The organism is Lysinibacillus sp. FW12 (assembly GCF_050817245.1).
Classification (GTDB): domain Bacteria; phylum Bacillota; class Bacilli; order Bacillales_A; family Planococcaceae; genus Lysinibacillus; species Lysinibacillus irui.
On the sequence record NZ_CP139094.1, the window covers coordinates 628,467 to 653,320 of the forward strand.

The 24,854-nt window shown below is 36.7% G+C and carries 25 protein-coding genes and 1 riboswitch; of the genes, 18 read left to right on the top strand and 7 right to left on the bottom strand.

Annotation, left to right across the window (positions count from 1 at the left end; translation table 11 throughout):
* Positions 1-13: 13 nt before the first annotated feature.
* Positions 14-433 (bottom strand): hypothetical protein, encoded by a 420-nt coding sequence (locus SJW71_RS03280; protein ID WP_407136174.1) that lies wholly within the window; start codon positions 431-433, stop codon positions 14-16.
* A 650-nt stretch (positions 434-1,083) separates the two neighbouring features.
* On the opposite strand from SJW71_RS03280, the gene SJW71_RS03285 reads away from it, so the two are divergent.
* The 4 genes from SJW71_RS03285 to SJW71_RS03300 all read left to right on the top strand — a co-directional run bounded on the left by SJW71_RS03285 (position 1,084) and on the right by SJW71_RS03300 (position 6,589).
* On the top strand, positions 1,084-2,256 hold the full coding sequence (locus SJW71_RS03285) for a glycosyl hydrolase family 18 protein (protein WP_407136172.1): 1,173 nt from the start codon (positions 1,084-1,086) through the stop codon (positions 2,254-2,256).
* Between the two features lie 117 nt (positions 2,257-2,373).
* A complete protein-coding gene (locus tag SJW71_RS03290) occupies positions 2,374-4,584 on the top strand; it encodes a YcdB/YcdC domain-containing protein (protein WP_431811745.1) in 2,211 nt (736 codons plus the stop codon).
* Positions 4,585-4,662: 78 nt separating this feature from the next.
* A protein-coding gene (locus SJW71_RS03295; protein ID WP_274793488.1) for an IS3 family transposase occupies positions 4,663-6,020 on the top strand; the annotation gives its coding sequence in 2 pieces (ribosomal slippage) (positions 4,663-5,116 and positions 5,116-6,020; 1,359 coding nt in all).
* Positions 6,021-6,124: 104 nt separating this feature from the next.
* A complete protein-coding gene (locus tag SJW71_RS03300; protein WP_274794648.1) occupies positions 6,125-6,589 on the top strand; it encodes a YusW family protein in 465 nt (154 codons plus the stop codon).
* A 36-nt stretch (positions 6,590-6,625) separates the two neighbouring features.
* Here the strand turns inward: SJW71_RS03300 and SJW71_RS03305 are convergent, their stop codons facing one another.
* Positions 6,626-8,611, bottom strand: a complete 1,986-nt coding sequence (locus tag SJW71_RS03305) for a catalase (RefSeq protein WP_431811746.1) — start codon at positions 8,609-8,611, stop codon at positions 6,626-6,628.
* A 151-nt stretch (positions 8,612-8,762) separates the two neighbouring features.
* Here SJW71_RS03305 and SJW71_RS03310 point away from each other — a divergent pair, with 151 nt between their 5' ends.
* The 6 genes from SJW71_RS03310 (at position 8,763) to SJW71_RS03335 (ending at position 13,701) form a co-directional block, all read left to right on the top strand.
* A complete protein-coding gene (locus SJW71_RS03310) occupies positions 8,763-9,197 on the top strand; it encodes a MarR family winged helix-turn-helix transcriptional regulator (RefSeq protein WP_312507141.1) in 435 nt (144 codons plus the stop codon).
* A 52-nt stretch (positions 9,198-9,249) separates the two neighbouring features.
* Positions 9,250-10,233 carry a ring-cleaving dioxygenase gene (locus SJW71_RS03315; RefSeq protein WP_274794645.1) on the top strand — a complete coding sequence of 328 codons (984 nt, stop codon included), beginning with the start codon at positions 9,250-9,252 and terminating at the stop codon, positions 10,231-10,233.
* Positions 10,234-10,301: 68 nt separating this feature from the next.
* Entirely contained in the window at positions 10,302-10,919 is a 618-nt protein-coding gene (locus SJW71_RS03320) for a nitroreductase family protein (RefSeq protein ID WP_431811747.1), read from the top strand.
* Positions 10,920-10,982: 63 nt separating this feature from the next.
* Positions 10,983-11,525: an NADPH-dependent FMN reductase gene (locus SJW71_RS03325; protein WP_274794643.1), complete on the top strand. Its 543-nt coding sequence runs from the start codon at positions 10,983-10,985 to the stop codon at positions 11,523-11,525.
* Between the two features lie 111 nt (positions 11,526-11,636).
* Positions 11,637-13,037 carry a HAMP domain-containing sensor histidine kinase gene (locus SJW71_RS03330; RefSeq protein WP_274794642.1) on the top strand — a complete coding sequence of 467 codons (1,401 nt, stop codon included), beginning with the start codon at positions 11,637-11,639 and terminating at the stop codon, positions 13,035-13,037.
* Positions 13,009-13,701, top strand: coding sequence for a response regulator transcription factor (locus tag SJW71_RS03335; protein ID WP_322606710.1), 693 nt, complete (start codon positions 13,009-13,011; stop codon positions 13,699-13,701). Before SJW71_RS03330 ends, SJW71_RS03335 begins: the two co-directional genes overlap by 29 nt.
* A gap of 41 nt (positions 13,702-13,742) precedes the next feature.
* Here SJW71_RS03335 and SJW71_RS03340 read toward each other — a convergent pair whose 3' ends face one another.
* Complete coding sequence (locus SJW71_RS03340) at positions 13,743-14,312, bottom strand: YdhK family protein (protein ID WP_274794640.1); 570 nt, start codon at positions 14,310-14,312, stop codon at positions 13,743-13,745.
* A gap of 122 nt (positions 14,313-14,434) precedes the next feature.
* Positions 14,435-15,031 (bottom strand): biotin transporter BioY, encoded by a 597-nt coding sequence (locus SJW71_RS03345; protein ID WP_274794639.1) that lies wholly within the window; start codon positions 15,029-15,031, stop codon positions 14,435-14,437.
* Between the two features lie 143 nt (positions 15,032-15,174).
* A riboswitch (cobalamin riboswitch) is annotated at positions 15,175-15,363 on the top strand.
* Positions 15,364-15,507: 144 nt separating this feature from the next.
* On the opposite strand from SJW71_RS03345, the gene SJW71_RS03350 reads away from it, so the two are divergent.
* The 4 genes from SJW71_RS03350 (at position 15,508) to SJW71_RS03365 (ending at position 19,570) form a co-directional block, all read left to right on the top strand.
* Complete coding sequence (locus tag SJW71_RS03350) at positions 15,508-16,554, top strand: FecCD family ABC transporter permease (protein WP_312507145.1); 1,047 nt, start codon at positions 15,508-15,510, stop codon at positions 16,552-16,554.
* Between the two features lie 5 nt (positions 16,555-16,559).
* On the top strand, positions 16,560-17,351 hold the full coding sequence (locus tag SJW71_RS03355; protein WP_274794637.1) for a heme ABC transporter ATP-binding protein: 792 nt from the start codon (positions 16,560-16,562) through the stop codon (positions 17,349-17,351).
* Positions 17,352-17,399: 48 nt separating this feature from the next.
* Positions 17,400-18,254, top strand: coding sequence for a diaminopimelate epimerase (gene dapF, locus SJW71_RS03360; RefSeq protein ID WP_431811748.1), 855 nt, complete (start codon positions 17,400-17,402; stop codon positions 18,252-18,254).
* Between the two features lie 92 nt (positions 18,255-18,346).
* A complete protein-coding gene (locus tag SJW71_RS03365; protein WP_431811749.1) occupies positions 18,347-19,570 on the top strand; it encodes a dicarboxylate/amino acid:cation symporter in 1,224 nt (407 codons plus the stop codon).
* A 39-nt stretch (positions 19,571-19,609) separates the two neighbouring features.
* On the opposite strand, the gene SJW71_RS03370 is transcribed toward SJW71_RS03365, so the two are convergent.
* The 3 genes from SJW71_RS03370 to SJW71_RS03380 form a co-directional block, all read right to left on the bottom strand.
* Positions 19,610-19,924, bottom strand: a complete 315-nt coding sequence (locus tag SJW71_RS03370; protein ID WP_274794634.1) for a DMT family transporter — start codon at positions 19,922-19,924, stop codon at positions 19,610-19,612.
* The gene (locus SJW71_RS03375) at positions 19,924-20,277 is read right to left on the bottom strand and encodes a DMT family transporter (protein ID WP_312507147.1); all 354 of its coding nucleotides are present in this window, start codon (positions 20,275-20,277) and stop codon (positions 19,924-19,926) included. Before SJW71_RS03375 ends, SJW71_RS03370 begins: the two co-directional genes overlap by 1 nt.
* 71 nt (positions 20,278-20,348) lie before the next feature.
* A complete protein-coding gene (locus tag SJW71_RS03380) occupies positions 20,349-20,927 on the bottom strand; it encodes a TetR family transcriptional regulator (RefSeq protein ID WP_431811750.1) in 579 nt (192 codons plus the stop codon).
* 298 nt (positions 20,928-21,225) lie between these two features.
* Here SJW71_RS03380 and SJW71_RS03385 point away from each other — a divergent pair, with 298 nt between their 5' ends.
* From SJW71_RS03385 to SJW71_RS03400, 4 genes are all read left to right on the top strand, one after another.
* Positions 21,226-21,396, top strand: coding sequence for a hypothetical protein (locus tag SJW71_RS03385; protein WP_274797398.1), 171 nt, complete (start codon positions 21,226-21,228; stop codon positions 21,394-21,396).
* A 66-nt stretch (positions 21,397-21,462) separates the two neighbouring features.
* Positions 21,463-22,629, top strand: coding sequence for an endonuclease Q family protein (locus tag SJW71_RS03390; RefSeq protein WP_407136154.1), 1,167 nt, complete (start codon positions 21,463-21,465; stop codon positions 22,627-22,629).
* A gap of 109 nt (positions 22,630-22,738) precedes the next feature.
* Positions 22,739-24,361, top strand: coding sequence for an S-layer homology domain-containing protein (locus tag SJW71_RS03395; RefSeq protein WP_312507148.1), 1,623 nt, complete (start codon positions 22,739-22,741; stop codon positions 24,359-24,361).
* Between the two features lie 105 nt (positions 24,362-24,466).
* Positions 24,467-24,835 carry an ion channel gene (locus tag SJW71_RS03400; protein WP_274794629.1) on the top strand — a complete coding sequence of 123 codons (369 nt, stop codon included), beginning with the start codon at positions 24,467-24,469 and terminating at the stop codon, positions 24,833-24,835.
* Positions 24,836-24,854: the final 19 nt, after the last annotated feature.

A 24,854-nucleotide genomic window follows, 5' to 3' on the forward strand; every position in this document is an offset into this window, starting at 1 on the left:
GAAAAACCTCTCCTTACCAAATGCGTCCTGCAAGCATTGTTAGTTTAATAAATGTAAAAACATCATCTTCCTGTAAGGTTAATGGTGTTGTAAGTGAATCGAGTGACTCCTCATTATGAAGGACTAAGAAAAGCTCATCTTGAAAGGCTAGTAGCATTGTAGAGATAGCTTGGTCAACTGACTGTAAGGTGTCATTTTTTTTCTCTCCAAAATGTACTTTTCCATGCTGGGCTGCGTCTTCTATTTGTTGATCTGTTAAATAAAGATGAAGCGGGGTATCTATCTTTTTATCGTTATACTGTTGTACCTGCTGTGTCACAAGCTGGACGAGTAATTCTTGTAAAGTTGTAACAGGTTCCTCAATGGAGAATGGGATTTTTTGAAGCTTACGAGATTTCTTACCGATTACTTTTTGTTGGTAAAATAAGCGCAATCTAACACCTCCTTACAATAATTTCATTATACAAGAGTGATAACCTTGAAAAGAATAAGGCATATGATGCTAGTTGTATAAATTATTTTGGGAAAAGTGTAACGAAAAGTAGTAGGGAGAGACGTACTGATAAGGTAGAAAGTGGGGTGAAGTTTTGTCAAAGAAGTATCGAAAATAGAACATTTGTACGATTAATGACATGGTGGAATGTAGCATTTTGCGCTTTATTCTAAAAATAACAAAGAAAAAGTAGAAGATATGACATAAAAGAAATTTTCAATATATGAAACAATGGGCTAATTTAAAAAATGAATGATGAAATAAAATACGAACTAACCGATAGCTTACCAATACACTATCAGAAATACATAAAGCAAAGTCATTAAAGTTATATACATTCAAAATGTATTTTCCTAAAAATCATTTGTATAAGAAGCAATGGTTTTTTGTGAAATCGTTGAAAGGCATCTTTTCTTTTCGGAATTCATAAGCTTTATAGGTATGATTTTATCAAGCTAGAAGGAGGCAAAACCATTCAAATACATGTTGTACGAGCTGGTGAGTCTATATGGGGTATAGCGCAAGCATATGGGACAACGGTACAGAGTATTGTAGATGCCAATCAAATTCCAGAGCCAAATCGTTTAGTTGTGGGGCAAGCTCTTGTAATACCGATTATCGGGAGCTTTTATTATGTACAGCCCGGGGATAGTTTGTGGTCAATCGGACAACGCTTCGGTATTAATTATGTAACACTAGCTCAAGTAAATGGTATTAATCCGAATCAGCCATTAACTGTTGGAATGAGATTGTATATTCCACAACCTCCAAAAACAAGGGCAGAAACATTAGCGTACTTAGAGCCAAGAGGAACGTCTGTTAGTGAAACACTCTTGAATCAAGCTAGAGAAGCGGGTCCCTATTTAACATATTTAGCTTTATTTAGTTATGAGGCAAGACGGGACGGTACTCTACAAAGTCCACCAAGTCAAGGTGTGACACAAATTGCAAATGATACTGGGGCATCTCTTGCTATGGTCGTTTCGAATCTGGAAAATTTTAGTTTTAGCGGAGAATTAGCAAGAGATATTTTTCAAAGTACTGCTGTTCAGGATTTACTCTTTGAGAATATTCTTGCGGAAGCTAGACAACTTGGAGACGTTAAAGACATTCACTTTGATTTCGAAAATTTACCAGGTGACCAACGACAAGCCTATAACGATTTTTTAAGAAGGGCAGTAGAAAAATTCCATGCACAAGGATATACAGTATCTACAGCCTTAGCACCAAAAATAAGTGCAGGTGAGCGCAATCCATGGACGGAGGCGCATGATTATAAGGCACATGGAGAAATCGTGGACTTTGTTTTACTAATGACCTATGAATGGGGATATTCGGCAGGCCCACCAATGGCTGTTTCACCTCTCCCAGAAGTAGAAGAAGTTGTAAAATATGCAATTAGTGAAATGCCTGCAAATAAAATTATGCTAGGGCAAAATTTATATGGCTATGACTGGACATTACCATTTGTCCAGGGAGGACCAAATGCAGAGGCGCTTAGTCCGCAAAGAGCTATTGAAATTGCCAAACGTTACAATGCTGCGATTCAGTATGATTGGCGTGCCCAAGCACCATTTTTTGAATACTATGATGAACAAGGCAGAGCTCATGTGGTGTGGTTTGAGGATGCTAGATCTATTCAAGCTAAATTTAATCTTGTCAAACAGTATAATCTTCGTGGTATTGGCTATTGGAAATTGGGATTACCATTCCCACAAAATTGGGTATTAATAGGTGCTAATTTTGACGTGGTGAAGAAATGATACAGTCAAAGGATTACCCAATATATGTTTCCTTTGTGGAAATTTACTGTCAAATGCATTTCTAATTATAGTAAAGTATATTATAATTATGGTAAATAGTATTTTAGGAGGGATATTTTGGGTAAATTTAAAAAGTTAGGTATTATTTTAACGGCTACAGCATTTTCAGTTGGTGTTCTTACACCAATTTCCCAAGCATCTGCAAATGTGAAGGAACCATCAGAGCGCATTGAAATTCAGCTTGCAGCATCAGAGACAAAGGTTACAAAAAGCATGCTGATTAAAAAATTACGTGCACTATTCCCTAATGAGTTCAGTTTTGTAACGGATAACGACTTTAATTCTGGGGGAGGTCATTTCTATAGAGATGATACAACTGTCCGTTATGATTTAAACTTCCATAAAACAGTGAATGGTAAAGATATTTATGGTGGCTTTACATTTAAAGGAGAAGATTTAGAGTTAGAGCATTTCTATTACCAGCCAGCTAATATTACAGAAGCAATGTATCCCGCAAAATATTCAGAGAATGAAGCAAAAAAAATTGCAGAAGATTTCCTGAAAAAATTTGCAAATACAGAGAACTATAAACTCCGTAATGATGGATTAAACTATATTAACATGGGATTCAATCGACCATTATCCCAACCAATTACGTATTCATTCTCTTATTCACCAACTTATAATGATGTGCTGATTGGTGATCAAAGTATTACTATTGATGTTCTTGCTAATGGAGAAATAACAGGAATGTATCGTAATACAGAATCTATAAATAAAGCATCCTTTGATAATGTAAGTGAGAAAAAGAATGAGGAAGAAATGGTTTCACAAGTACGTGATAATTTAGCGGTTGAACTTCGTTATTATGTTGATTATTCTTCAGATACACGTAATGTGAAGCTTGTCTATATGCCAGCTTCAGGATTTAATGGTGTACATGCTTTAACGGGGCAATGGCAAACAACGAATGGCTTTTCTACACAAGTTCCAAAAACGAAGAGTGCCATAAAAATATCTTCACAGCAGTTACCACCAAGAAAAAGTGGTATGACAGTAGCAGACGCTGAAGAATTTGCTAAAACTTTCTTAAAAGTTGACGATGACAAGGCAAAGCTCAATATTGAAATGGTTGATGAAAGAGAAAATGAAAATGGTGAGACAATTTATTCAATAAATTATATGTATATGTACAGTAATGGTGGTTCTGGTACCACTTTTGAAATTAATAAGGCCACAGGCGACATTGTACAGTATCACGATCTAAAGAGAGACTTTACAAATTCTGATAAAACAAATGTCATTTCTAAGGATGCTGCATTATCGAAGGCGATTGAATACTTAAAGCAATGGTCTCCTTCTTATTTACATGAGTATTCAATGCCGATCGATGAGCCCGCAATTGATGAATATAGTAAAACATATTACTTCTCCTTCCCACGCATAGTGAATGGTATTGCAGTTGTTGGAGATGAAATAAGTGTAGGTATTGACTCTGATGGATCACTACTTTCATTGAATGTTAATAAACAAAAGATAAATAACTGGCCGTCTATTAGCCAAGCAATACCAAATGAAAAAGCAAAAGAGGCATATAGTAATGCACTTACATTACAGCTACAATATGTAAAACAAAATACAGAAGATAAACAACAGTATGATTTAGTGTATGCTCCTATCTTCAATGGTAGTGTAGTTAATCAAATTGATGCAATTACTGGTGAGTGGTTATATCAGGTAGATAGCTCAAAAGAGAAGCCTACGATTTCACACCCTACAGCAGCCAATGAATTAAATTATCTTTTAAATCAAAATGTGTTAGAAGTTAAAGATTTAGCAAACTTTAACGCGGATGCTGCTATAACAAAGGGTGAGGCATTAAAGATTTTACTGAAATCGTTAACATATGGCTATTACGGTGGCGGAGATGGAGAGAAGCAATCGTTCAACAATATCGATAAAAATCATCCATTATATGGAACTGTTGAACAAGCAGTAAGAATGGGAATTTTACAACCAGCAAATCAATTCGCAATTGATGAAACGTTAACACGCCAAGAGCTAGCAGTTTGGTCAGTTAAAATTTTACAATTAGAAAATGTTGCGAAATTAAAGGAGATTTACAAACTAAACTTTGCTGATGCGGCATCTATTGATCCAGCGTATGCAGGTCATATTGCCATAGCAAATGGTATGGGACTAATTGATTTACAGCAAAATAACTTTAATGCCACTAAGAATGTGTCTTATGCAGACCTTGCTGTTTCAACTGTCCGTTTAGCAAAAGCAATTCAAGAAAATACAAGTGATCGCAACTTCTACTATTAATAAATCCAAAGACATCTCCTCAATTTGAACTGCCCCGTAAAAGTTAGACACCAATCTAACTTTTACGGGGGTTTTTTTATGGCAAAAGTAAAGGCTGAACAACGTATTCAAGCAGTCCAGCGATACTTAAATGGAGATGAATCTATGATTGAAATCGCAGAAGACATCGGAGTGACAAAAAGGGTTGTAAGTGAATGGGTTCGCCGATATCAAAAAAATGGTGTAGAGACTTTCTTAAAGTCCTATACAAACTATTCAGCTGACTATAAAATGAATGTACTAAATTATATGAACGAGACAGGTACATCTTCAGTTGATACAGCTGCTCTCTTTAATATTTCATCTTCTGGCTTAATTCGGGGTTGGAAATTAAAGTTTGAAGTTGGTGGTTATGATGCTCTTGTTTCCAAGAAAAAGGGGCGTCCATCCATGAAAAAAGACACAAAAAGAACAACGAAATCAATACCAGCTGAAGGGTCTGTTGAGGCGTTAACAGCACGTATTAAACAATTAGAAATGGAGAATGCATACTTAAAAAAGTTGAATACTTTAGTTCAAATGAAAGAAAAATTACCAACCAAATCAAAGCGCAAGTAATTTACGAACTAAAGGAAATCTATGAAGTGGTGGAATTAATCAAAGTCGCTGATATTCCACGTAGTACGTATTATTACTGGGAAAAGCGTTTGAATCGTACTGATAAATACGCTGATGTGAAAGTCGCAATTCAGTCCATTTATCATGAACATAAGGGACGTTATGGCTATCGTCGGATTGCTAAAGAACTTAAAAAATACGGCATTGTTCATGATCCCAAAACGATTAACGGTTTGATGAATGCCATTGGCATAAAATGTGAAGTCCGCATGAGGAAATATCGTTCGTATAAAGGAAAAGTCGGAAAAATTGCCCCAAACATATTACAACGTGATTTTACAGCGAAAAAAATGAACGAGAAATGGGTAACAGACGTGACAGAGTTCCATCTATTTGGTGAGAAACGCTATTTATCACCAGTCCTTGATTTATGTAATGGCGAAATTATTGCATACACGGTAATGAATCGTCCAGTGTATAACCTCGTCCATGATATGCTAGAACAAGCATTGGAGCGCATTCAATCAGGTGATCAAGTCGTTCTTCATTCGGATCAAGGTTGGCACTATCAAATGAAAAAGTATCAACGAACCTTAAAACAACATGGGATTACGCAAAGTATGTCCCGTAAGGGCAATTGTTTAGATAACGCAGTCATAGAAAATTTCTTTGGCTTATTAAAATCTGAACTCCTGTATCTACAAGAATTTGAATCCATGGCACATTTCGAACAGGAACTTCATGACTATATTCACTATTACAATCACAAACGAATGAAGGCAAAATTAAAAGACCTAAGCCCGGTGGAGTACCGAACTCAGGTCTTAGAAGTAGCTTAACTAAATATGTCTAACTTTTTTGGGTCAGATCAATTGAAGGGGATGTCTTTTTTAGGTTAGTTTGAAAGGAAACGGGGAAGAATATGTAAGAAAGGAGTGTCTATATGAAATGTAAACTTTTATTAGCAGTTTCTTTAGTCACTGTCATTCTTTATGGTTGTAATAAGGATGAAGTTAAGGATGTACCTGCTAATGCACCAGCAGATCAGAATGCTAGTCAACAAACTGGTGAAACGCCTACAGACCAAATGACATTTAATTTTATTGAGTTTTCGTTAGATGTTGATTACTCTGCAACGGAGTCTTATGAGGTAGAGTATGAGGATAAGAAAACAGGGATAGAGGCAAAGTTACAAGATGATCGAAAAAATGAAAAACTGCAGGGTGATGAGGCTTATACAAAATTAGAGCCGTTATTTAAGCAGTTGAATTTTGATTCGACAACGCCTAATGATGAAGTGATTGATCAAGTAATCAAAGTATTTAATATTGATGATAGCTTCCAATCCATTGAGGTGGATGTAGAGTTTGTTGACGGCAATGAAAAGGAATTTAAACGAATTAAATAATATGAGCCAGCTAACAAACGTTAGCTGGCTTTTTGATTAGCGTACCCAATGTCGATGTTTTGCAAGTAAATGAATAAAAGAGTTTAGATTGTTTGTCACACCATTTTGATTGGCAATATGCTGTAAAAACGAAATATTTTCTGTAAAGCCTATCGTTTTACAATGTTGATAGGCCTCTTCAATGAACTGTTCTGATTTTACTTGTAGTGAGGAATCTTGGAATGTCCCCGTAACATAAACACCATCATAGAGCACTGAAGAAGTAGTAGAAAATGTTTCGTGAACTTCATAACCATTTATTATGCCCTGTTTAGTACTCACAAGTTCAACTACTATATTTTCACTTAATAGAGTAGCAATCAGATCATTTAATTTTTCATTCGTGTTTTCTGAAACGATTACCGCTACTTTAGAAGTTTGGGCACTTTCAACAGCATTGATGATCTGGCTAACAGCAGGTGAAGTTTGTGTAATAGGGGGTACCTCTTTTTGTACTGGCGGAATAATACCAATATTATCTGCGATAGACGCTGCGAGTGTATAACTGACATGAGCAAACATATCTACAACCTGTTTTCGAATCGATTTATTCTTTACTTTTCCTAATTCAAAGCTAAAGGCATTGATGATATGCTTTTTCTCAATTTCTGTCATACTAAGCCAGAATAATCTCGCTTGTGAAAAATGGTCTTTAAAACTATCGCTACGTGCACGTAATTTATGGCCTTCCACTTTTTCCTGATAATGTGTGTATCCTCCATCTGCTTCAGAGACAGGGCTTGGTGTATTACTAGCTAAGGAATTTTTATGATAGCTAACCTGCCCAACATTGATTGTTTGTCGGCCATAGCCATCACGCTGATTATTATGGAAAGGACAGATCGGTTTATTAATAGGGATTTCATGGAAGTTTGGTCCTCCAAGTCTTATTAACTGCGTATCTGTATAAGAGAATAAGCGACCTTGTAATAAAGGGTCGTTTGAAAAATCAATACCAGGTACAACATGTCCGACATGGAATGCAGCTTGCTCTGTTTCAGCAAAGAAATTATCAACGTTTTTATTTAATGTCATCTTACCAAGAATGCGTACTGGAACTTCCTCTTCTGGCCATATTTTTGTGGCATCGAGAATATCAAAACTAAATTTAAACTCATCTTCAACAGGAATTAGCTGCACACCCAACTCCCACTCTGGAAAATGACCACGCTCTATTGATTCCCATAAATCTCTACGATGGAAATCGGGATCTTTTCCGGCAATGATTTGTGCCTCATCCCAGACAAGTGATTTAACGCCAAGTTTAGGTTTCCAATGAAATTTAACAAAATGCGCTTTTCCTTCTTTATTGACGAAGCGGTAGGTATTCACACCAAAGCCCTCCATCATTCGGTAACTTCGTGGAATGGATCTATCCGACATATGCCACATCACCATATGAGCAGATTCCTGATTGTTTGCAATGAAATCCCAAAATGTATCATGGGCACTTTGAGCTTGAGGAATTTCGTTATTCGGTTCAGGCTTTACTGCGTGTACAAAATCGGGGAATTTAATAGCGTCCTGAATAAAAAATACAGGAATATTATTGCCGACTAAATCGTAATTACCTTCCTGTGTATAAAATTTTGTAGCGAAGCCACGTGCATCACGGACAGTATCTGCTGAGCCTCTTGAGCCTGCAACAGTAGAAAAACGAACAAAGACAGGTGTTTTGGTTCCTTTTCCGTTTAAAAATTGTGCCTTTGTAATGTCACTTGCACATTCATATGTTTCAAAAATTCCGTGTGCTGCAGATCCACGTGCGTGTACTACTCTTTCAGGAATTCGTTCATGATCAAAATGCGTCATCTTTTCACGAAAATGAAAATCTTCCATTAAAGTAGGTCCTCGTTCACCTGCTTTTAATGAATGTTCATCTTCTGATATTTTCAAGCCTTGATTGGTTGTGAGAGGTTGACCTTTATCACTTACTCGGAATGCTTCTAGCTGCTGTTGTTTTTGATTTACATCTTTTTTCATTTAGAATCCTCCTTTATAAGTTACAACTACCTTCTACCCGTACAAGAAGATAACAAACATGAAGAAAGAAAATAGTTGCCGATTAAAAATGAATGTGTTATTATTATCTCGAATTAAAGATAATTGAATTCGAAGTAAAAGAGGGAGTCGTATGAAGGATAACAATCGTAACTTAAAAGCATTTACGGTCTTGTTCCGAGCATATCAAACGATTCAGGATGCAACTAAAAGAGATTTACTTCAATATGATTTAAATCAAACCGAGTTTTCGGTTCTTGAATTTTTGTACCATCGTGGAGAACAACCTATTCAAGTAATTGGTAAAAAAATATTAATTGCAAGTAGTAGTATTACCTATGTGATTGATAAGCTCGAACAAAAAGGCTTTGTATATCGAAAGGCGTGTCCAAAAGATCGTCGTGTTACTTACGTATTATTAACGTATGAGGGACAGACATTGATGGAAGAGATTTTCCCTAAGCATGAACAAAAAATAAATGAGATTTTTGAAGTATTGGAATCTCAAGAGCTGGACACAATGATTTTGTCTCTTAAAAAGGTTGGCAAAAATGCTTTAAAACAATAAAAAAATTTTTACACATATATCTCGATATCGAGATAAATAGGAGGAATAGAAAATGAATCATTTAAAAGGTGTACACCATGTAACGGCTATCACAAGTAGTGCTGAAGAGAATTACAAATTCTTTACATTTGTTTTAGGAATGCGTTTAGTGAAGAAAACAGTGAATCAGGATGATATTCAAACATATCATCTATTCTTTGCGGATGATAAAGGTAGTGCAGGAACTGATATGACATTCTTTGATTTCCCGAACATTCCAAAAGGAGTGCATGGTACAAATGAAATTTCAAAAACTTCTTTCCGTGTACCAACGGATGCAGCTTTAGATTATTGGGTTAAACGCTTTGATCGTTTAAATGTAAAACATACTGGTATTAAGGAACAATTTGGTGCGAAAACTCTGTCGTTCGTTGATTTTGACGATCAGCACTATCAGCTTATTTCTGATGAACATAATACAGGTGTTGCTTCTGGTACGCCTTGGCAAGATGGCCCTATTCCACTTGAATATGCGATTACAGGACTAGGTCCAGTATTCGTCCGTGTGGCTAATTTTAAATACTTTAAAGATATGTTAGAAAAAGTAATGCTCTTTAAAGAAATTGCTGAAGAAGGCGACTTCCACCTATTTGAAGTAGGTGAGGGAGGGAATGGCGCTCAAATAATTGTTGAGCATAACACTGTGTTACCAGTTGCTCGTCAAGGTTTTGGCACAGTTCACCATGCAGCCTTCCGTGTAGAAGATCGTGCGGTATTAGATGAATGGACTGCACGCTTTGAAAGCTTTGGTTTCCACACATCTGGCTATGTAAATCGTCATTTCTTTGAATCATTGTACGCACGAGTTGCACCGCAAATTTTATTTGAATTAGCTACTGACGGTCCTGGATTTATGGGAGACGAGCCATATGAAACACTAGGAGAAAAATTATCATTACCACCATTTTTAGAACCTAAACGCGCACAGATTGAAGGACTTGTACGTCCAATTGACACTGTAAGAAGCTCTATTACGTTCGATAAAGAATATGAGTAATACTATTCCATTCAGTAGAGAGATGTTTCTCTACTGAATGAATACATAACTGTATTGGGGGTTTAAAAATGGAATTTTCCAAGCTGATTGATAAGCGTCGCTCTGCTAATAATTTTCTCAAGGACGTCAAATTGACTGTGGAAGACATACGTCCTATTTTGGAGGATGTTAAGCTCGCTCCATCAGCATTTAACTTACAACATGCTAATTATATAGTGGTGTTGGATGAAGATATGAAAGAAAAGGTTCGAGAAGCAGCCTATGGACAATATAAAGTACATTCAGCTTCAGCGGTAATACTTGTATTAGGTGATAAAGAGGCGTATAAAAATACTGCTGAATTAAGTCAAGGTATGGTTGATTTAGGTATTATTACAGCTTGTGAATTAGATGAGCTAGTAGCTGAAAATACAAACTTTTATGAAGAACGTGGGGATGCATTTATGAAAGATGAAGCAATTCGTAATGCATCTTTGTCTGCTATGTTATTTATGCTAGCTGCAAAAAATCGCGGCTGGGACACTTGTCCAATGATTGGTTTTGATGATCAAAAAATGCGTGAACTATTTAATGTACCAGAAACACATGAAATAGCTCTAATGATCACAATTGGGAAAGAAAAAGAAAGTAGTCGTCGTCTTCGTGGTTATCGAAAGCCAGTTGAAGAATTTGCCACTTACTATTAAAGTGGTATAAAATACAATAGCTATACAAATACTAAGTTTAATGTACATTTAGGAGGAAACATCATGAAAGTAGTAGCCATCGTTGGTAGTATTCGTAAAGAATCTTATAACATGCAATTAGCTCACTTTATTCAAAAGCGTTATACAGAAAAATTAGAGCTTGAAGTTTTAAGCTTAAAGGATTTACCAATGTACAATCAAGATATCGAAAATGAAGCACCACAAGAAGTTCTTGATTTTAAAGCAAAAGTAAAAGCAGCAGATGCTGTGCTATGGGTTACACCAGAATATAATGGTACAGTTCCAGGTGTGATGGTTAATGCCATTGACTGGTTGTCTCGTGTAGATAAAGTAATGATTGGTAAGCCATCTATCATTATGGGCGCATCTATGGGGAACTTAGGTACTGTAAAAGCTCAATTACATTTACGTGATATTTTATTCTCTCCTGGTATTAACTCACCATTACTAAGTGGCAATGATGTTTATATTGGTGCTGTTCACACTAAATTCGATGCAGAAGGCAATTTAACAGATGAAGGCACTGTGAAATTCCTTGACGTTGTCATTGATAACTTCTTAAACTGGGCAAAAAAATACATTTAAATTAATCTGACCCATAGGTATTCAATATACTTATGGGCTTTTTTTACTTCTGCATGGATTTTTCACATTTACACGTTATACTTTTAAGAAAAAGAAAAATGGTGGTTATAGATGAGAAAGTTATCACTGAAGTTAGGTATCATTTTTTTCATCACATTATTTTGTATCGAAACATTTATGATGTTTTTTTTACATGCCTCCTTGACTAATTCTCGTGTTGAAGAGGAATTAGCAAGCTTACAAGCAAGGGGAAACTCCCATCGTACAATATTAGAACAGAACTTTAATAACGAAACCTTGGCCCATATAGTACTTATGGAATCGGATGAAAGTACGGATGTAGTGGTTACTAATCATCAGGGAGAAATACTAGCTTCATCGCAACCCCATCCAGAAATTAGAGATATGTTCAGTAAGATAGACGGGGAAATACCTTATAAGGGAAGAGTATTGCAAGCTAACTGGCAAGAGGCTAAGGCTATTGCCACTATCAGTCCTATTAAAGAACAGCAAACAACGATTGGCTACGTTTTTATGTTTCAACATACAGATTCCATCCACGCCTTAATGAAACGTTTAAATAAGCATTTTCTTATAGTTGGCATTGTTTCTGGTCTTGTCACTATAGCGGTGATTATCGTGCTATCTAAAAAGCTTGCAAAACCATTAATCCAGATGAAAGAGGCTACATTGAACATGAGTAAAGGTGATTTTACAGTCGACCTTTCTACGAATTCAAAAGACGAACTTGGTGATTTAGCGAATGCCATCCAACTGTTGTCTAATGACTTAAATCATTTAAGGCAAGAGCGTAAGGAGTTTTTGTCAAGCATTGCACATGAGCTCCGCACCCCACTAACATTTATTAAAGGCTATACCGACATTCTTGCCAAACGGGATTTGATAGAGCAAGATCGTCAAAAGTATTTAGCCATTATAATAGAAGAAACCAATAGACTTTCTCGACTCATCAAGGATTTATTTGATTTAGCGAAAATGGATGAAAACTCATTTGTAATTGAAAAACAATGTATCCAGCTACATTCATTTATTACAAGCATGGAAGAAAAATTACATCCTGCTTTTCAAGAGAAAGGTATATATTTCGATGTACATTGTGAAAAAGGCTTACTTCTATGGGCAGATGAAGCAAGACTAGAGCAAATCCTCCTTAATCTATTAAATAACGCGTTAATCTACTGTGCACCTGGAGAAACCACCTCAGTCACTGTTAAAAAAAACAAAGATGTGATAAGCATTATTGTGAAAGATACAGGAAAAGGGATTCCAGCGGAGGATGTACCTTATATTTTCGAACGGTTTTATCGAGTGGAAAAATCCCGTAGTCGTGCTCTAGGTGGCTCTGGTCTAGGACTTGCTATTGTTAAGGAATTGGTAGAGGCACATGGGGGGAAAGTGAAGGTTAGCAGTGAAATCAATAAAGGAACTACTTTTGAATTATTGTTTAAGGGAGTAGAAGCGAATGAAGACTATTTTATGCATAGACGATGAGCCAAGAATGTTAGATCTATTGACCCTTTACTTAGAGCCTACTTTTCATTGTAGAGCCATGTCGTCCGTTCTAGAAGGACTCGATTATTTAGAAGAAGAGCATGTGGATTTAGTTCTGTTGGATATTATGATGCCGGAGATGGATGGGTGGCAAGCTTGCCAGGAAATTAGGAAGTTTTGGGATGTGCCTATTATTATGCTTACGGCAAAAGGAGAGCATGCTGATATTGTAAAAGGCTTAAACATGGGTGCTGATGATTATATTTTAAAGCCTTTTGATGAGGAAGAGTTATTAGCGCGTATACATGCGGTATTAAGAAGGGCGAAAATAGATGAAAAAGTTATATGCTTTGAGGGGCTACGATTAGATAAGGAAGCGTTTGAACTTTATTTTCAACAAAAGGCAATCTCATTAACACCAAAGGAATTTTCCATGCTAGCCTTATTTTTAAATCATCAAAATAAAGTATTTTCCAGAGAACATCTTATCAACACAGTTTGGGGATATAATGTAATGATTGAAGATCGTACGATTGATTCACATGTGCGTAATTTACGAGAAAAATTAAGAAAAAGCGGCTTCCCTGCGGATGATTATTTACAAACAGTATGGGGTATCGGTTATAAATGGCATAAGTCCGCAGCACTTGAACATAAAAACTAGAAAACAACCTCTACCATACCTACTGGGAGAGGTTGTTTAAATTATTTTGAAGTTAACTCTTCTTCTGTTACCCATTTATGATTTTTTACTGCCTCACCATTTAAAGTGGAAGTGTAATCCACCATATAAACAGTTGTTTGTACAGCCTCTTCAATATGGACAAGCGCATTTTCCATACCTTCCATATGCGCTGCATCCGTTTTTACTTCTGTACCAGGAGCCAGAGGTGCTTCTTCGGGATCAATTAATTCTTCGTGAATGACCCACTTATGATTTTTAACAGGTTCTTCACCTGTAGTTGGTTCATAGGAAATAACATAAGCAGTCGTATCATAGGCCCCGACTATTTCTGCTTCTGCACCTTTCATACCGTCCATATGCCCGTTCGTAATAATAGCTGTACTTCCTACAGGAAACTTCGGATTTTCAGCAATTTTTAATGTAGCTGGTACTTCGCCTGAACTTGAATGGTTCATTGTCGAATGATCCATTTCTTCAGTCGTATGATTAGATGTAGACGCAGGCTTCGTTTGATCCTCCGTACAAGCAGATAAAGTAAGTAAAGCTAATACTGATAGTAGTGCCATTGACCATTTTTGTTTGAATATCATGTCATATCCTCCTCACTATTTGCTAATACTGTAGCAAATAAATGTGCAGAAATAATGGACATGATCTACTACCAAAAATCAAATCACATCTTTCATCTAACAAGAAAGATGTGAGGAATTATTTATTGAATGGGCATGATTTTCAATGTTTTTTGTAATCGATAGGCGAGGATGCCAGCGAAAATCGCTAAGATAAAATCTTTTGGTAGTGGGGGGATCATCCAGAGCCAAGCTAGTTTATATGAAAAGACCTCTGGTGCACTTGCCCATAGTTTGTAGGCAAAATACATCCAATTTGTCCCTAGGAAATAATTAAGCGCAGTTGCGATTAACGCTGCCGCAATATAGCTTTTCTTTGTTGCACTTCGTTCTACAATTAGTCCTGCAACAAATGCTGCTCCAATAAATGTAATAATAAACCCAAAGGTAGGGCTTAAAATTTGTCCAACTCCCCCACCAAAACGAGCAAAAACAGGCGCTCCTGCTAATCCTATGCACATATAAACTGTACAGGCGAGCGCACCCTTTCTGCTACCAAGAACCAGTCCTGCTAAAATAGCAAAAAACGTTTGTAGTGTAATCGGTACACCACCCACCATCATAAATGGGGCAAAGGAGGTAATATTAGCCCCTATCATCATAAGTGTTGAGAATAACCCAATATAGGTAATGTCAATAGTTCTTAATTTATGATGACTCTGTTGTGTAGCAGTAGCCATAAATTTCACCTCGTTATAAACCTTCTTACTGCTAGTGTAAAAAACGAATATAATTGTGTCAACCTTATTTTAATTTTAAGTTAACTCAATTATAGTGTAGACTAACTAATTATAAAAATGTATGATAGAATCGTCACAATTTTATAACTTTAAGTACTATTGGTGTGATATTTTTTGAATGTCACTTAAAAGGGAAGTCGGTGGAAGTCCGACGCTGTCCCGCAACTGTAACGAGGAGTCTTATAATATTTTTTGCCACTGTGTTAGTATGGGAAGGCCATTATAGGATGCTGATTCGAAGCCAGGAGACCTGCCATTAGTAATACCTGTAATGCCCACGAGGATGCAAGCAATTACGGACAATAGCTGGATATTTTCTGACTTTGTTTAATCTAGGGTATTTCTATGCGTATTTTCGTATGGAATACCTTTTTTTATTGCTTCATCCATCAATACTTAGTAGGAGCTTTAAACGGATGAATAAAAAATTTATGTTTTTTTCCTTAATACTTTTCTTCGTATTAATCGTTTCTATGACAATAGCCGTTATGGTTGGGTCTGTATCAGTTACACCCTTCTATGTATGGAAAGTTATTCTTTCTAAAATCCCCATTATACAAAATGGCATAGAGCAAGACTGGAGTCGCTCACAGGAAATCATTATTTGGCAAATAAGAGCACCACGTGTTTTACTCGCAGCTATTGTTGGAGCTGGTCTAGCTATTGCTGGGGCAGCAATTCAGGCACTTGTGAGAAATTCCATTGCTGACCCTTATATATTAGGGATTTCGTCAGGTGCAGCTGTTGGAGCGACCTCAGTAATTATTTTAGGTGCCTTTTCATTTTTAGGAATCTATGCTCTTTCTGTATCTGCATTTTTAGGGTCATTACTTGCCATTGCGCTCGTATTTTTCTTATCACGAGTTGGTGGTCGTGTCTCAATTTTTCGCTTGTTATTGGCGGGGATGGCTGTGTCCTTTATTTTAACGGCCGTTTCCAATTTCATTTTGATGATGTCGAAACAAGAAGGGGCTTTAAAGGCTGTTATGTTTTGGATGCTAGGGAGTCTAGCTGGAGCCAAGTGGAATAATATTGTAATCCCGGCTTTCATATTCTTCCTCGTATTTGGGCTACTATGGCTACACTATCGAAATTTAAATTTATTATTACTAGGGGAAGAGGCAGCTGTAACGTTAGGGGTTAATTTACAGCAATTTCGTATTCAGCTCATTTTACTTGTTTCGTTGTTAACTGGTGTACTTGTCGCAGTCAGTGGCTCTATTGGATTTGTGGGATTAATCATTCCACATATCGTTCGGTTAATTGTGGGGTCAAACTATAAATATGTGATACCTATTAGTGCTTTAATTGGAGGAATCTTTTTAGTGTGGGCAGATGCTTTTGCCCGAATAATCATCGCACCTCAAGAAATGCCAATTGGTATTATAACGGCCTTTTGTGGAGGACCATTTTTTATTTGGCTACTCCGTCGTAACAATTATTCTTTCGGTGAAGGAGACTAACTTATATGACATTAGAAGCAAAGCAGCTATCATTCTCCATTTACGATGAGCGTATACTACATGAAGTAAGTATTCAAATAAAAGAAAAACAACTTGTTGGACTCATTGGCCCTAATGGTAGCGGCAAATCCACATTGCTAAAAAATATGTATCGTCTGCTAAAACCGGAAAGTGGTACGGTATTATTAAACGAACAAGATATTTTAAAGCAATCAAGTAAATCGATTGCTAAAAATTTAGCCGTTGTTAGTCAAGAAACACCTGTTTTATTTGACTTCACCGTACATGATTTAGTCAGTATGGGAAGAACGCCACATAAAAAACTATTGGAGCTTGATCAAGAACAAGATTTCCGAATTGTGGCAGATGCTCTTCTACAAACTGGTATTTCACATTTGGAGAAACGAAGCTTTAGCTCTCTTTCCGGTGGAGAGAAAAAGCGCGTAATGGTTGCACGTGCTCTGGCACAACAAGCTAAGGTATTGATATTAGATGAGCCGACGAATCATTTAGATATACAGCATCAACTCCAGCTTATGGACTTAATTCAAACTCTACATTTAACTGTAGTCGCGGCTTTACATGACTTAAATATCGCAGCAATGTACTGTGATCAAATTTACGTTTTACAGAATGGACGAATAGTTTGTCATGGGACGCCAGAAGAAGTACTTACTCCAACGTTGTTACGGGAAGTATTTCATGTTTTTGCTGATATTCAAATACATCCACTAACTGGTAAGCCTTATCTTACATATGTTCCAGAGCAATTTGCCAAAAAGGTTAACCAATCATAAGAAAGTTAAAAGTCTATACATCTACCATCCTTTACAAGGAGTGAATGTATGAAAATAGCCTTTACGAAAATGCATGGTATTGGCAACAGCTATATTTATCTTGATCTTTTCAGGTATGATTATAATGACAATATCTTTTGTGAATTAGCTAAAAAGATAGCAAATGTCCATACAGGCATTGGCTCGGATGGATTAATTATTATTCAACCTTCTAAAATTGCTGACTGTGGTATGCGCATTTTTAATAAGGATGGTACAGAGGGATCTAACTGTGGAAACGGACTTCGCTGTGTTGCAAAATATATTTTTGAACGCCATATTGTGCGACCAAAGTTTTTTACAATTGAAACAAAAGCAGGCATTATGTACGTAGAGGTAGTGGTTCAGGATAATACAGTCATAGATGTGATTGTCGATATGGGTAAACCTTTATTGTATCGTAAAGATATACCGATGTTAGGTACCCCTAATAAGCTCGTCATCAATGAATTATTTACAGTGCCTCCACATAATTTGTTCCTAACAGCGTTGTTTTTAGGAAATCCAAACGCGGTATTTTTTATCGATGATATAGAAAAAGCGCCGTTAAGAACACTAGGAGGCATTATAGAAAATGATGTGAGATTTCCTAATCGTGTTAATGTTGAATTTGTACAGGTCATCCATTCAAAAGCCTTACAATTTAGAGTTTGGGAGCGAGGTTCTGGTGTTACGGAGGCGTGTGGAACAGGTGCTTGTGCTGCAGTAGTAGCTGCTATTTTAAATGGTTTTTGTCAGAGGGGAGAAGAGATAACTGTTCATCTGAGTGGAGGTGACTTAAACATACGATGGGCTGACGATGACCATGTTTGGATGCGAGGCCCAGCGGAGTTTATTGCAGAGGGGATATACGAATTTTTATAGCGTCTAGCAAGTCACATTGTTCTTCGGAGCATGCTTAAAAAATTTACAAGCAATATCACTGAAGTGTAAATGATCCTTGAAGGGATGTGAAGATGGGAAAACTGAGGGCTTATCGGTTTTCTATGTTTTTATTAATTGCCATTCTTCTAGGTGTTATTATTGGCTTGCTTTTTGGTGAGAAGGCTACGGTGTTAAAGCCTTTTGGTGATATTTTTATTAATTTATTATTTATGATTGTTGTGCCATTAGTGTTTTTCTCCATTGCATCCTCCGTTGCTAGTATGGAAAGCCTCAAACGTTTAGGTAAAATTATGGGCTCAATGATGCTCGTATTTATAGCAACAGGCATTATTGCCGCCATTATCATGTTAATTGCTGTTACTATTTATCCCCCTGGGGCTGAGGTATCCGTTCAGATTGTATCCCCTGAAACAACAGAGGATTTAAGCTTTGCTGAACAATTAGTTAACACCTTCACTGTGCCTGATTTTATGAATTTATTATCCAGAAGTAATATGCTAGCACTTATTTTATTTGCTGTCTTAATCGGGCTTGGCACAGGATTAGCAGGAGAAGCAGGTAAGCCGTTTGCGCGTTTTTTAATAAGTGGTTCGGAAGTATTTATGAAGGTCATCAAGCTAGTGATGTACTATGCACCAATTGGATTAATGGCTTATTTTGCAACATTAATAGGGGATTTTGGAGCGGCATTGCTTGGGGATTATGCTAAAGCCATCATTCTCTACTATCCTGTTGCTATCCTTTATTTTTTAATCGGCTTTACTTTATACGCTTTTATTGCAGGTGGAAAAGTAGGAGTTATAAAGTTCTGGCAAAATATTTTAACGCCTGCTGTGACAGCATTAGGTACAGGAAGTAGCTTTGCAACACTGCCTGTTAATCTAACAGCTGCCAAACAGATTGGAGTGCCAAAGGATATTCGTGAAACCGTATTACCGCTTGGTGCCACCATTCATATGGATGGCTCATGCTTGTCCGCCATATTGAAAATAGCGTTTGTTTTCGGTGTGTTTAATATGGATTTTACAGGATTCAGTACTTTTGTAACCGCAATTGGCGTCGCCTTACTATCAGGTATTGTGATGAGTGGTATTCCAGGTGGAGGTTTCATTGGAGAAATGCTTATAGTCACATTGTACGGTCTACCAGTTCAAGCTTTACCGATGATCTCTGCTATAGGAGTAGTAGTAGACCCTCCTGCTACAATGGTAAATGCTACAGGTGATACTGTGGCAAGTATGATTGTAACAAGAACAATAGAAGGAAAAGGTTGGATACAGCAAGAAGTGGATTAAAAAGGACGCCTCTGAGGGGCGTCCTGTAATATTGTCCGATTAAGAGACTGCTTTTAAACCTGCAACACCAATGATAATAGCAATAATACTTATAATACGTGTTAGGTTTTTTGATTCTCCAAAGAAAATGATATTTACAAGCACAGCGCCAACAGTACCAATACCAACCCAAACAACATAGGCAATGCTTAACTGTAAATAATTGAATGATGCATATAAAAGGGCGAATGATAATCCAAAGCCACCGATATATATTAATAAATTTCGTACGGTTTTATTTTGACTATAAAAGCGTAAACCTACAACACCTATAATTTCTGACATTGCTGCTAATACTATATATATCCAACCCATTATGCATTCACCTCTTTCTGTTCTTCATGCTCTGCTGATGAGCTATCTGCAAGTTTTAACCCGATAACGCCTGATACTAAAATCAACATAAAAATACCTTTAATGGCATTAAACTCTCCATCGAAAATAAAAATATCCATTAATGTAGTACCGATTGCACCTGCTCCAGCAAAAATAGCGTAGACTGTGCCAGTAGGTAAGTTTTCACATGCTTTTGATAAAAAGTGAAAATCAAGAGCAATCATAGACACAATAATAACCCAATGCCACCAAGAGTTAGCTACATTAAAACCAAATATCCAAAACAACTCAAATAAACTTGTTAGTCCAACATAAACCCATTCTTTTTGCATAAAAAATTTCCTTTCATATAGTATATTAATGACTGACATTCAGTCATTTTCGAGGTAAAGAAGAACGCCACTTATGTGTGACGTAGGCCAAGTGCATGATATAAAAAGTCTAGAAGCTCAAGCTTTAGTAGCTTCATCGTTTCATCTTTGCTATCATCAAACAAATAAATTTGTTCTGCAGCAGATTCTATGAGACCAATAATAAGCTTTGCTGAACGTGATGGATCGATAGAATCACGAATCATTCCTTGTTGCTGAGCAGATAATAAAAAATTACCCATCCAAGCATAATAAGGGGCGTAAATATTTTCCCATTCTTTTAAATGCTCTGTTTGAGCAATACCCGCATAAATGAGTGCAACGATATCGCCATATTCTTTCGTAATTAAGAAAATCATCTCAACAACCTCTTCTAGTTGTTGGTCAAAAGGTTTATCAATAGAAATACCTTCTTCTAAGGTTACAATAATTCTTTCAACCATATGTTTTGCAATAGCAGGCATAACAGAAAGGCGAGACGGGAAATAGAGATAAAAAGTTCCTTGGGCAATCCCTGCAGCTTTGACGATATCCGAAACCTTTGTTTTTTCAATTCCTTTTTCACGAAAAACTTCAATAGCAGCTTGAATAATCTTTTCTTCCTTTGACATGCAATCCCTCACTTTTGCCTTACTTGATTAGTATGTTACAGGAGAAGAAAATGAATGTCAACAAAAAATGACTGATAGTCAGTCATTTTCCTCTAGACCTTAAAAAAGACAATACGACTTCAGTTGTTGCAGGACATGAGTCTTTGGATTAACATTCCTACTCGTCAGCTTAAAAGATTAGTTTGGGACGATTGTTTATTAGCGTGAAAGCGAAGATTTATGGCAATCAAGTGGATGTATTATTATTTGCATAGTTATCATGATTTCAGGGAACTTTATGATTGAAAGGATGATGATAATGGATAATATAAAATTTGCTCAATTAGATCCACAACAACTTGCAAAAATTAATGAACTTGAAAAAAAGATTGGTGTGACATTAGTGGCTTATGATTCTTCTTCTATGCCAACACCTGGTTCTGGTGCTTACGAGACTAATAATAGCACGACCAACAATCATCCATCATAATAAATGAAAATGCCTTGCAGTGATGTAAGGTATTTTCGTTTTAAAAAAGCTAAAGGAGTCATGAAAATGAAAGAATTCTATGCAGATTTACATATTCATATTGGGCGTACTTATAAGGGGCGTGCTGTGAAAATTACTGGCAGTAAAACATTAACATTAGCTAGGATTTTAGAGATGGCGAGTGCAAGAAAAGGGTTAGATATGATTGGTATTATTGATTGTCATTCACCTGAGGTCATTGAAGAAATGATGGACATGATCGAACGAGGTGAATTAAAGGAACTGAAGGAAGGAGGATTACGCTTTCAAGAAACAACTTTGATACCGGGATCGGAAATAGAAATCTATGATCAATATTGCCATGGTCCTATTCATGTGCTTGCTTACTTTCCTACTCTTAAGCTCATGAAGCATTTTTCAACATGGATGTCCCAATATATGAAAAATATTCACTTAAGTTCACAGCGTATATATTGTGATGGACGAACTTTGCAGCAAAGGGTGCATGAATTGGGAGGGCTTTTTATACCTGCACATGTATTTACTCCTTTTAAAAGTTTGTTTGGCAAAGGGGTTCTTCGCAGTTTAACGGAAGTTTTTGATCCTCAACTAATAGATGCGATTGAATTAGGCTTAAGTTCAGATACAGACATGGTGAGCCACATTAAAGAACTTCAGGCGTACACGTTTGTTAGTAATTCGGATGCCCATTCACTTGGGAAATTGGCACGTGAGTATCAAAAGTTACGCTTAGAGGAAGCTAATTTTACAGAACTAAAAATGGCCCTTCATGAACAACAAGGTCGAGCAGTAATTGCCAATTATGGCCTAAACCCATTGCTTGGCAAATATCATCAGACAGTCTGTGCCAAATGTGGTGAACAGCTAAGTAACGAAGTAACGGTTTGTACTGTCTGTGGAAGTACTCAAATCATAAAAGGGGTCGCTACACGCATACATGAGCTATCTGAGGATTTTTTGAAAGAAAGATATCGACCACCTTATATTCATCAGGTCCCCCTTGATTTTATCCCAGGTATTGGGCCGAAAATGATGGAACGTTTGATAGAAGCATTTGGTACAGAAATGGATATTCTGCATAATGTAACGATTGAAGAGCTTGAACGAATAGTACCTCATAAAATTGCTCATTTAATTGATTTAGCAAGAACAGGCCAACTAGCAATAGAGGTTGGTGGTGGTGGTGTCTATGGAAAGATTCAGACAGATTAGATACAAGATGAAAAAATTTAAAAAGATTGTTATATTTTAACCTTTTTTTAACCCTCCTCTAGTAAAATAGTGAAAACAATGACTATTTTCTAAATGGAGGAGAGCGTATATGCGATTATCAAAAAAATTTCGTTATGTGGCCGCAAGTATACTAGCTTTGCAATTAACCATACCGGCAGTAGCTAATGCAGAAGAACAAAGTGATTACATAGCCCCGAGTTGGGTTATACAGACTGATTATTTAGCACTGGGGGACTCATTAGCACATGGAATGAATGAGGTAGGTGTAATAGGTTTAGGTTACACAGATTTTATTGCACAGGCTCTACAGCAAAATGGCTTTCTTGCTTCATATAATAAAGGCTTTGCTATGTCTGGCTACACAACCAAAAATGTTTTAGCTGATCTACAAAACGATGTAGAAAAGACAGTAACAGGTTTTGGTTATACAAAGGAGCAGGTAAAATTAAGAGCTTCTATAAAAGAAGCAGAGATTATTACATTAACTGCTGGGGCAAATGATTTATTGCCTCTTTTAAAGGAGTCGCAAACTACAGGGATTGATACTGTAGCTATCGTAAAAGCAACTAAAGAAGCTGTATCTAATATAGCTTCGATTCTAGCTGAAATTAAAAAGTTAAATCCACATGCGGAAGTATATGTGATGGGCTATTATAATTCTTTCCCTTACTATAGTGAGAACTTACAAAAGCAATTTAAGCTGTTATTGACTACAGTAAATGCAACAATCAAAACAACAGCTGAAAAAGCAGGGGCCATTTTTGTACCAACACATGATGTTGTGGCAAAGGATGTTCCTAACTACCTACCAAATCCAGAAAACATTCATTTAAGCGAAGCGGGTTACTTTGCGGTAGCCAATGAAGCATTTTTACCAATCATTAAAACAAGTTCTCTATGGGATGTAACGAAGGCAATCCAAATAGATATGAAGGATAAGACAACGGTAGAGGTGAGCTGGCAAGAAGCAATGGATAATGTAGGTGTGACAAATTACAATGTTTATGTGAATGGTAAGTTAGCCAGTACATTGAATGCGAATACTACTAAGATGACGCTCGAAAATTTAACAGAAAATACTGCCTACAGTGTTTCAATCAAAGCAATAGATGCAGCTGGAAATGAGAGTGTTCAAAACCCTACAGTTACGTTTACTACAAGGGGAGCAATAAGTTTCACAGATACAGAGAATCATTGGGCGAAAGAGTATATTCAAAATGTAGCAGAAACCGGTATTATGAATGGTTATCCCGATGGTACATTTCGACCTGAGAGTAGTCTAACTCGTGCTCAAGCTGCTGCTATTCTTGTAAGAAGCTTGGGCTTAACTACAACGGAAAAAGCACCATTTACGGACATTGCAAACTATGATGCTACAATGCAGTCTGAAATTGCAGCAGCATATGTACATGGTCTCGTAAAGGGAACGGATGGGAAATTTAATCCTGGACAGTCTGTTACACGTGCCCAATTAGCATTAATGATTCAACGTGCCTATGAGCAACAATTTAATCAGCCATATATTGCAAAAGCTGAATCGCCATTTTCAGATGTAGCCTCCTATAATGCTGAAACAAAACGTGCAGTCTCTATGTTATATGAATTAGGGATTGTGACAGGGAATCAGGGGAAATACTCTCCGGAATCTGCCACAACGAGAGGTCAAGCAGCGAAAATATTTACAAACCTTAGTCATGTATTGATTAAATAAAGTTTACAAGGTAGAGGTAATTTGCCTCTACCTTTTGACGTTTTTGTTAAAAACAACGTATAGTCTAACTATGTTATAGAACGTTCAGAAAAAAGGAGGTTAGGGATGCTCTCATTTATATTATCTGCTAAAAGATTAGCGAAAGGATTGTGGAGGTCATTTAAGCGACCACAGTTTATCTCATTATTTACTACACTGTTTTTAATCATTCTTTCAGGAACATTGTTTTACAAGGGGACTGAAGGATGGTATTGGCTGGACGCTATGTATTTTGCAGTTGTCAGTTTGATTCCAACAGGCGTAGAAACAGGGCTCTATCCAACTACGGCATATTCTAAAGTTTTCACAATGATCTATTTAATTGTTGGTACGGGAGTCATGTTTATCATGCTATTAATGCTTGGCCGTTCAATAGTCGATTTTTCTCTTAATGAAGAAGAAAAAGAAGAGGTGAAGAAACGGATGAAAAAGTAAAATAGCAGTACGATGAATC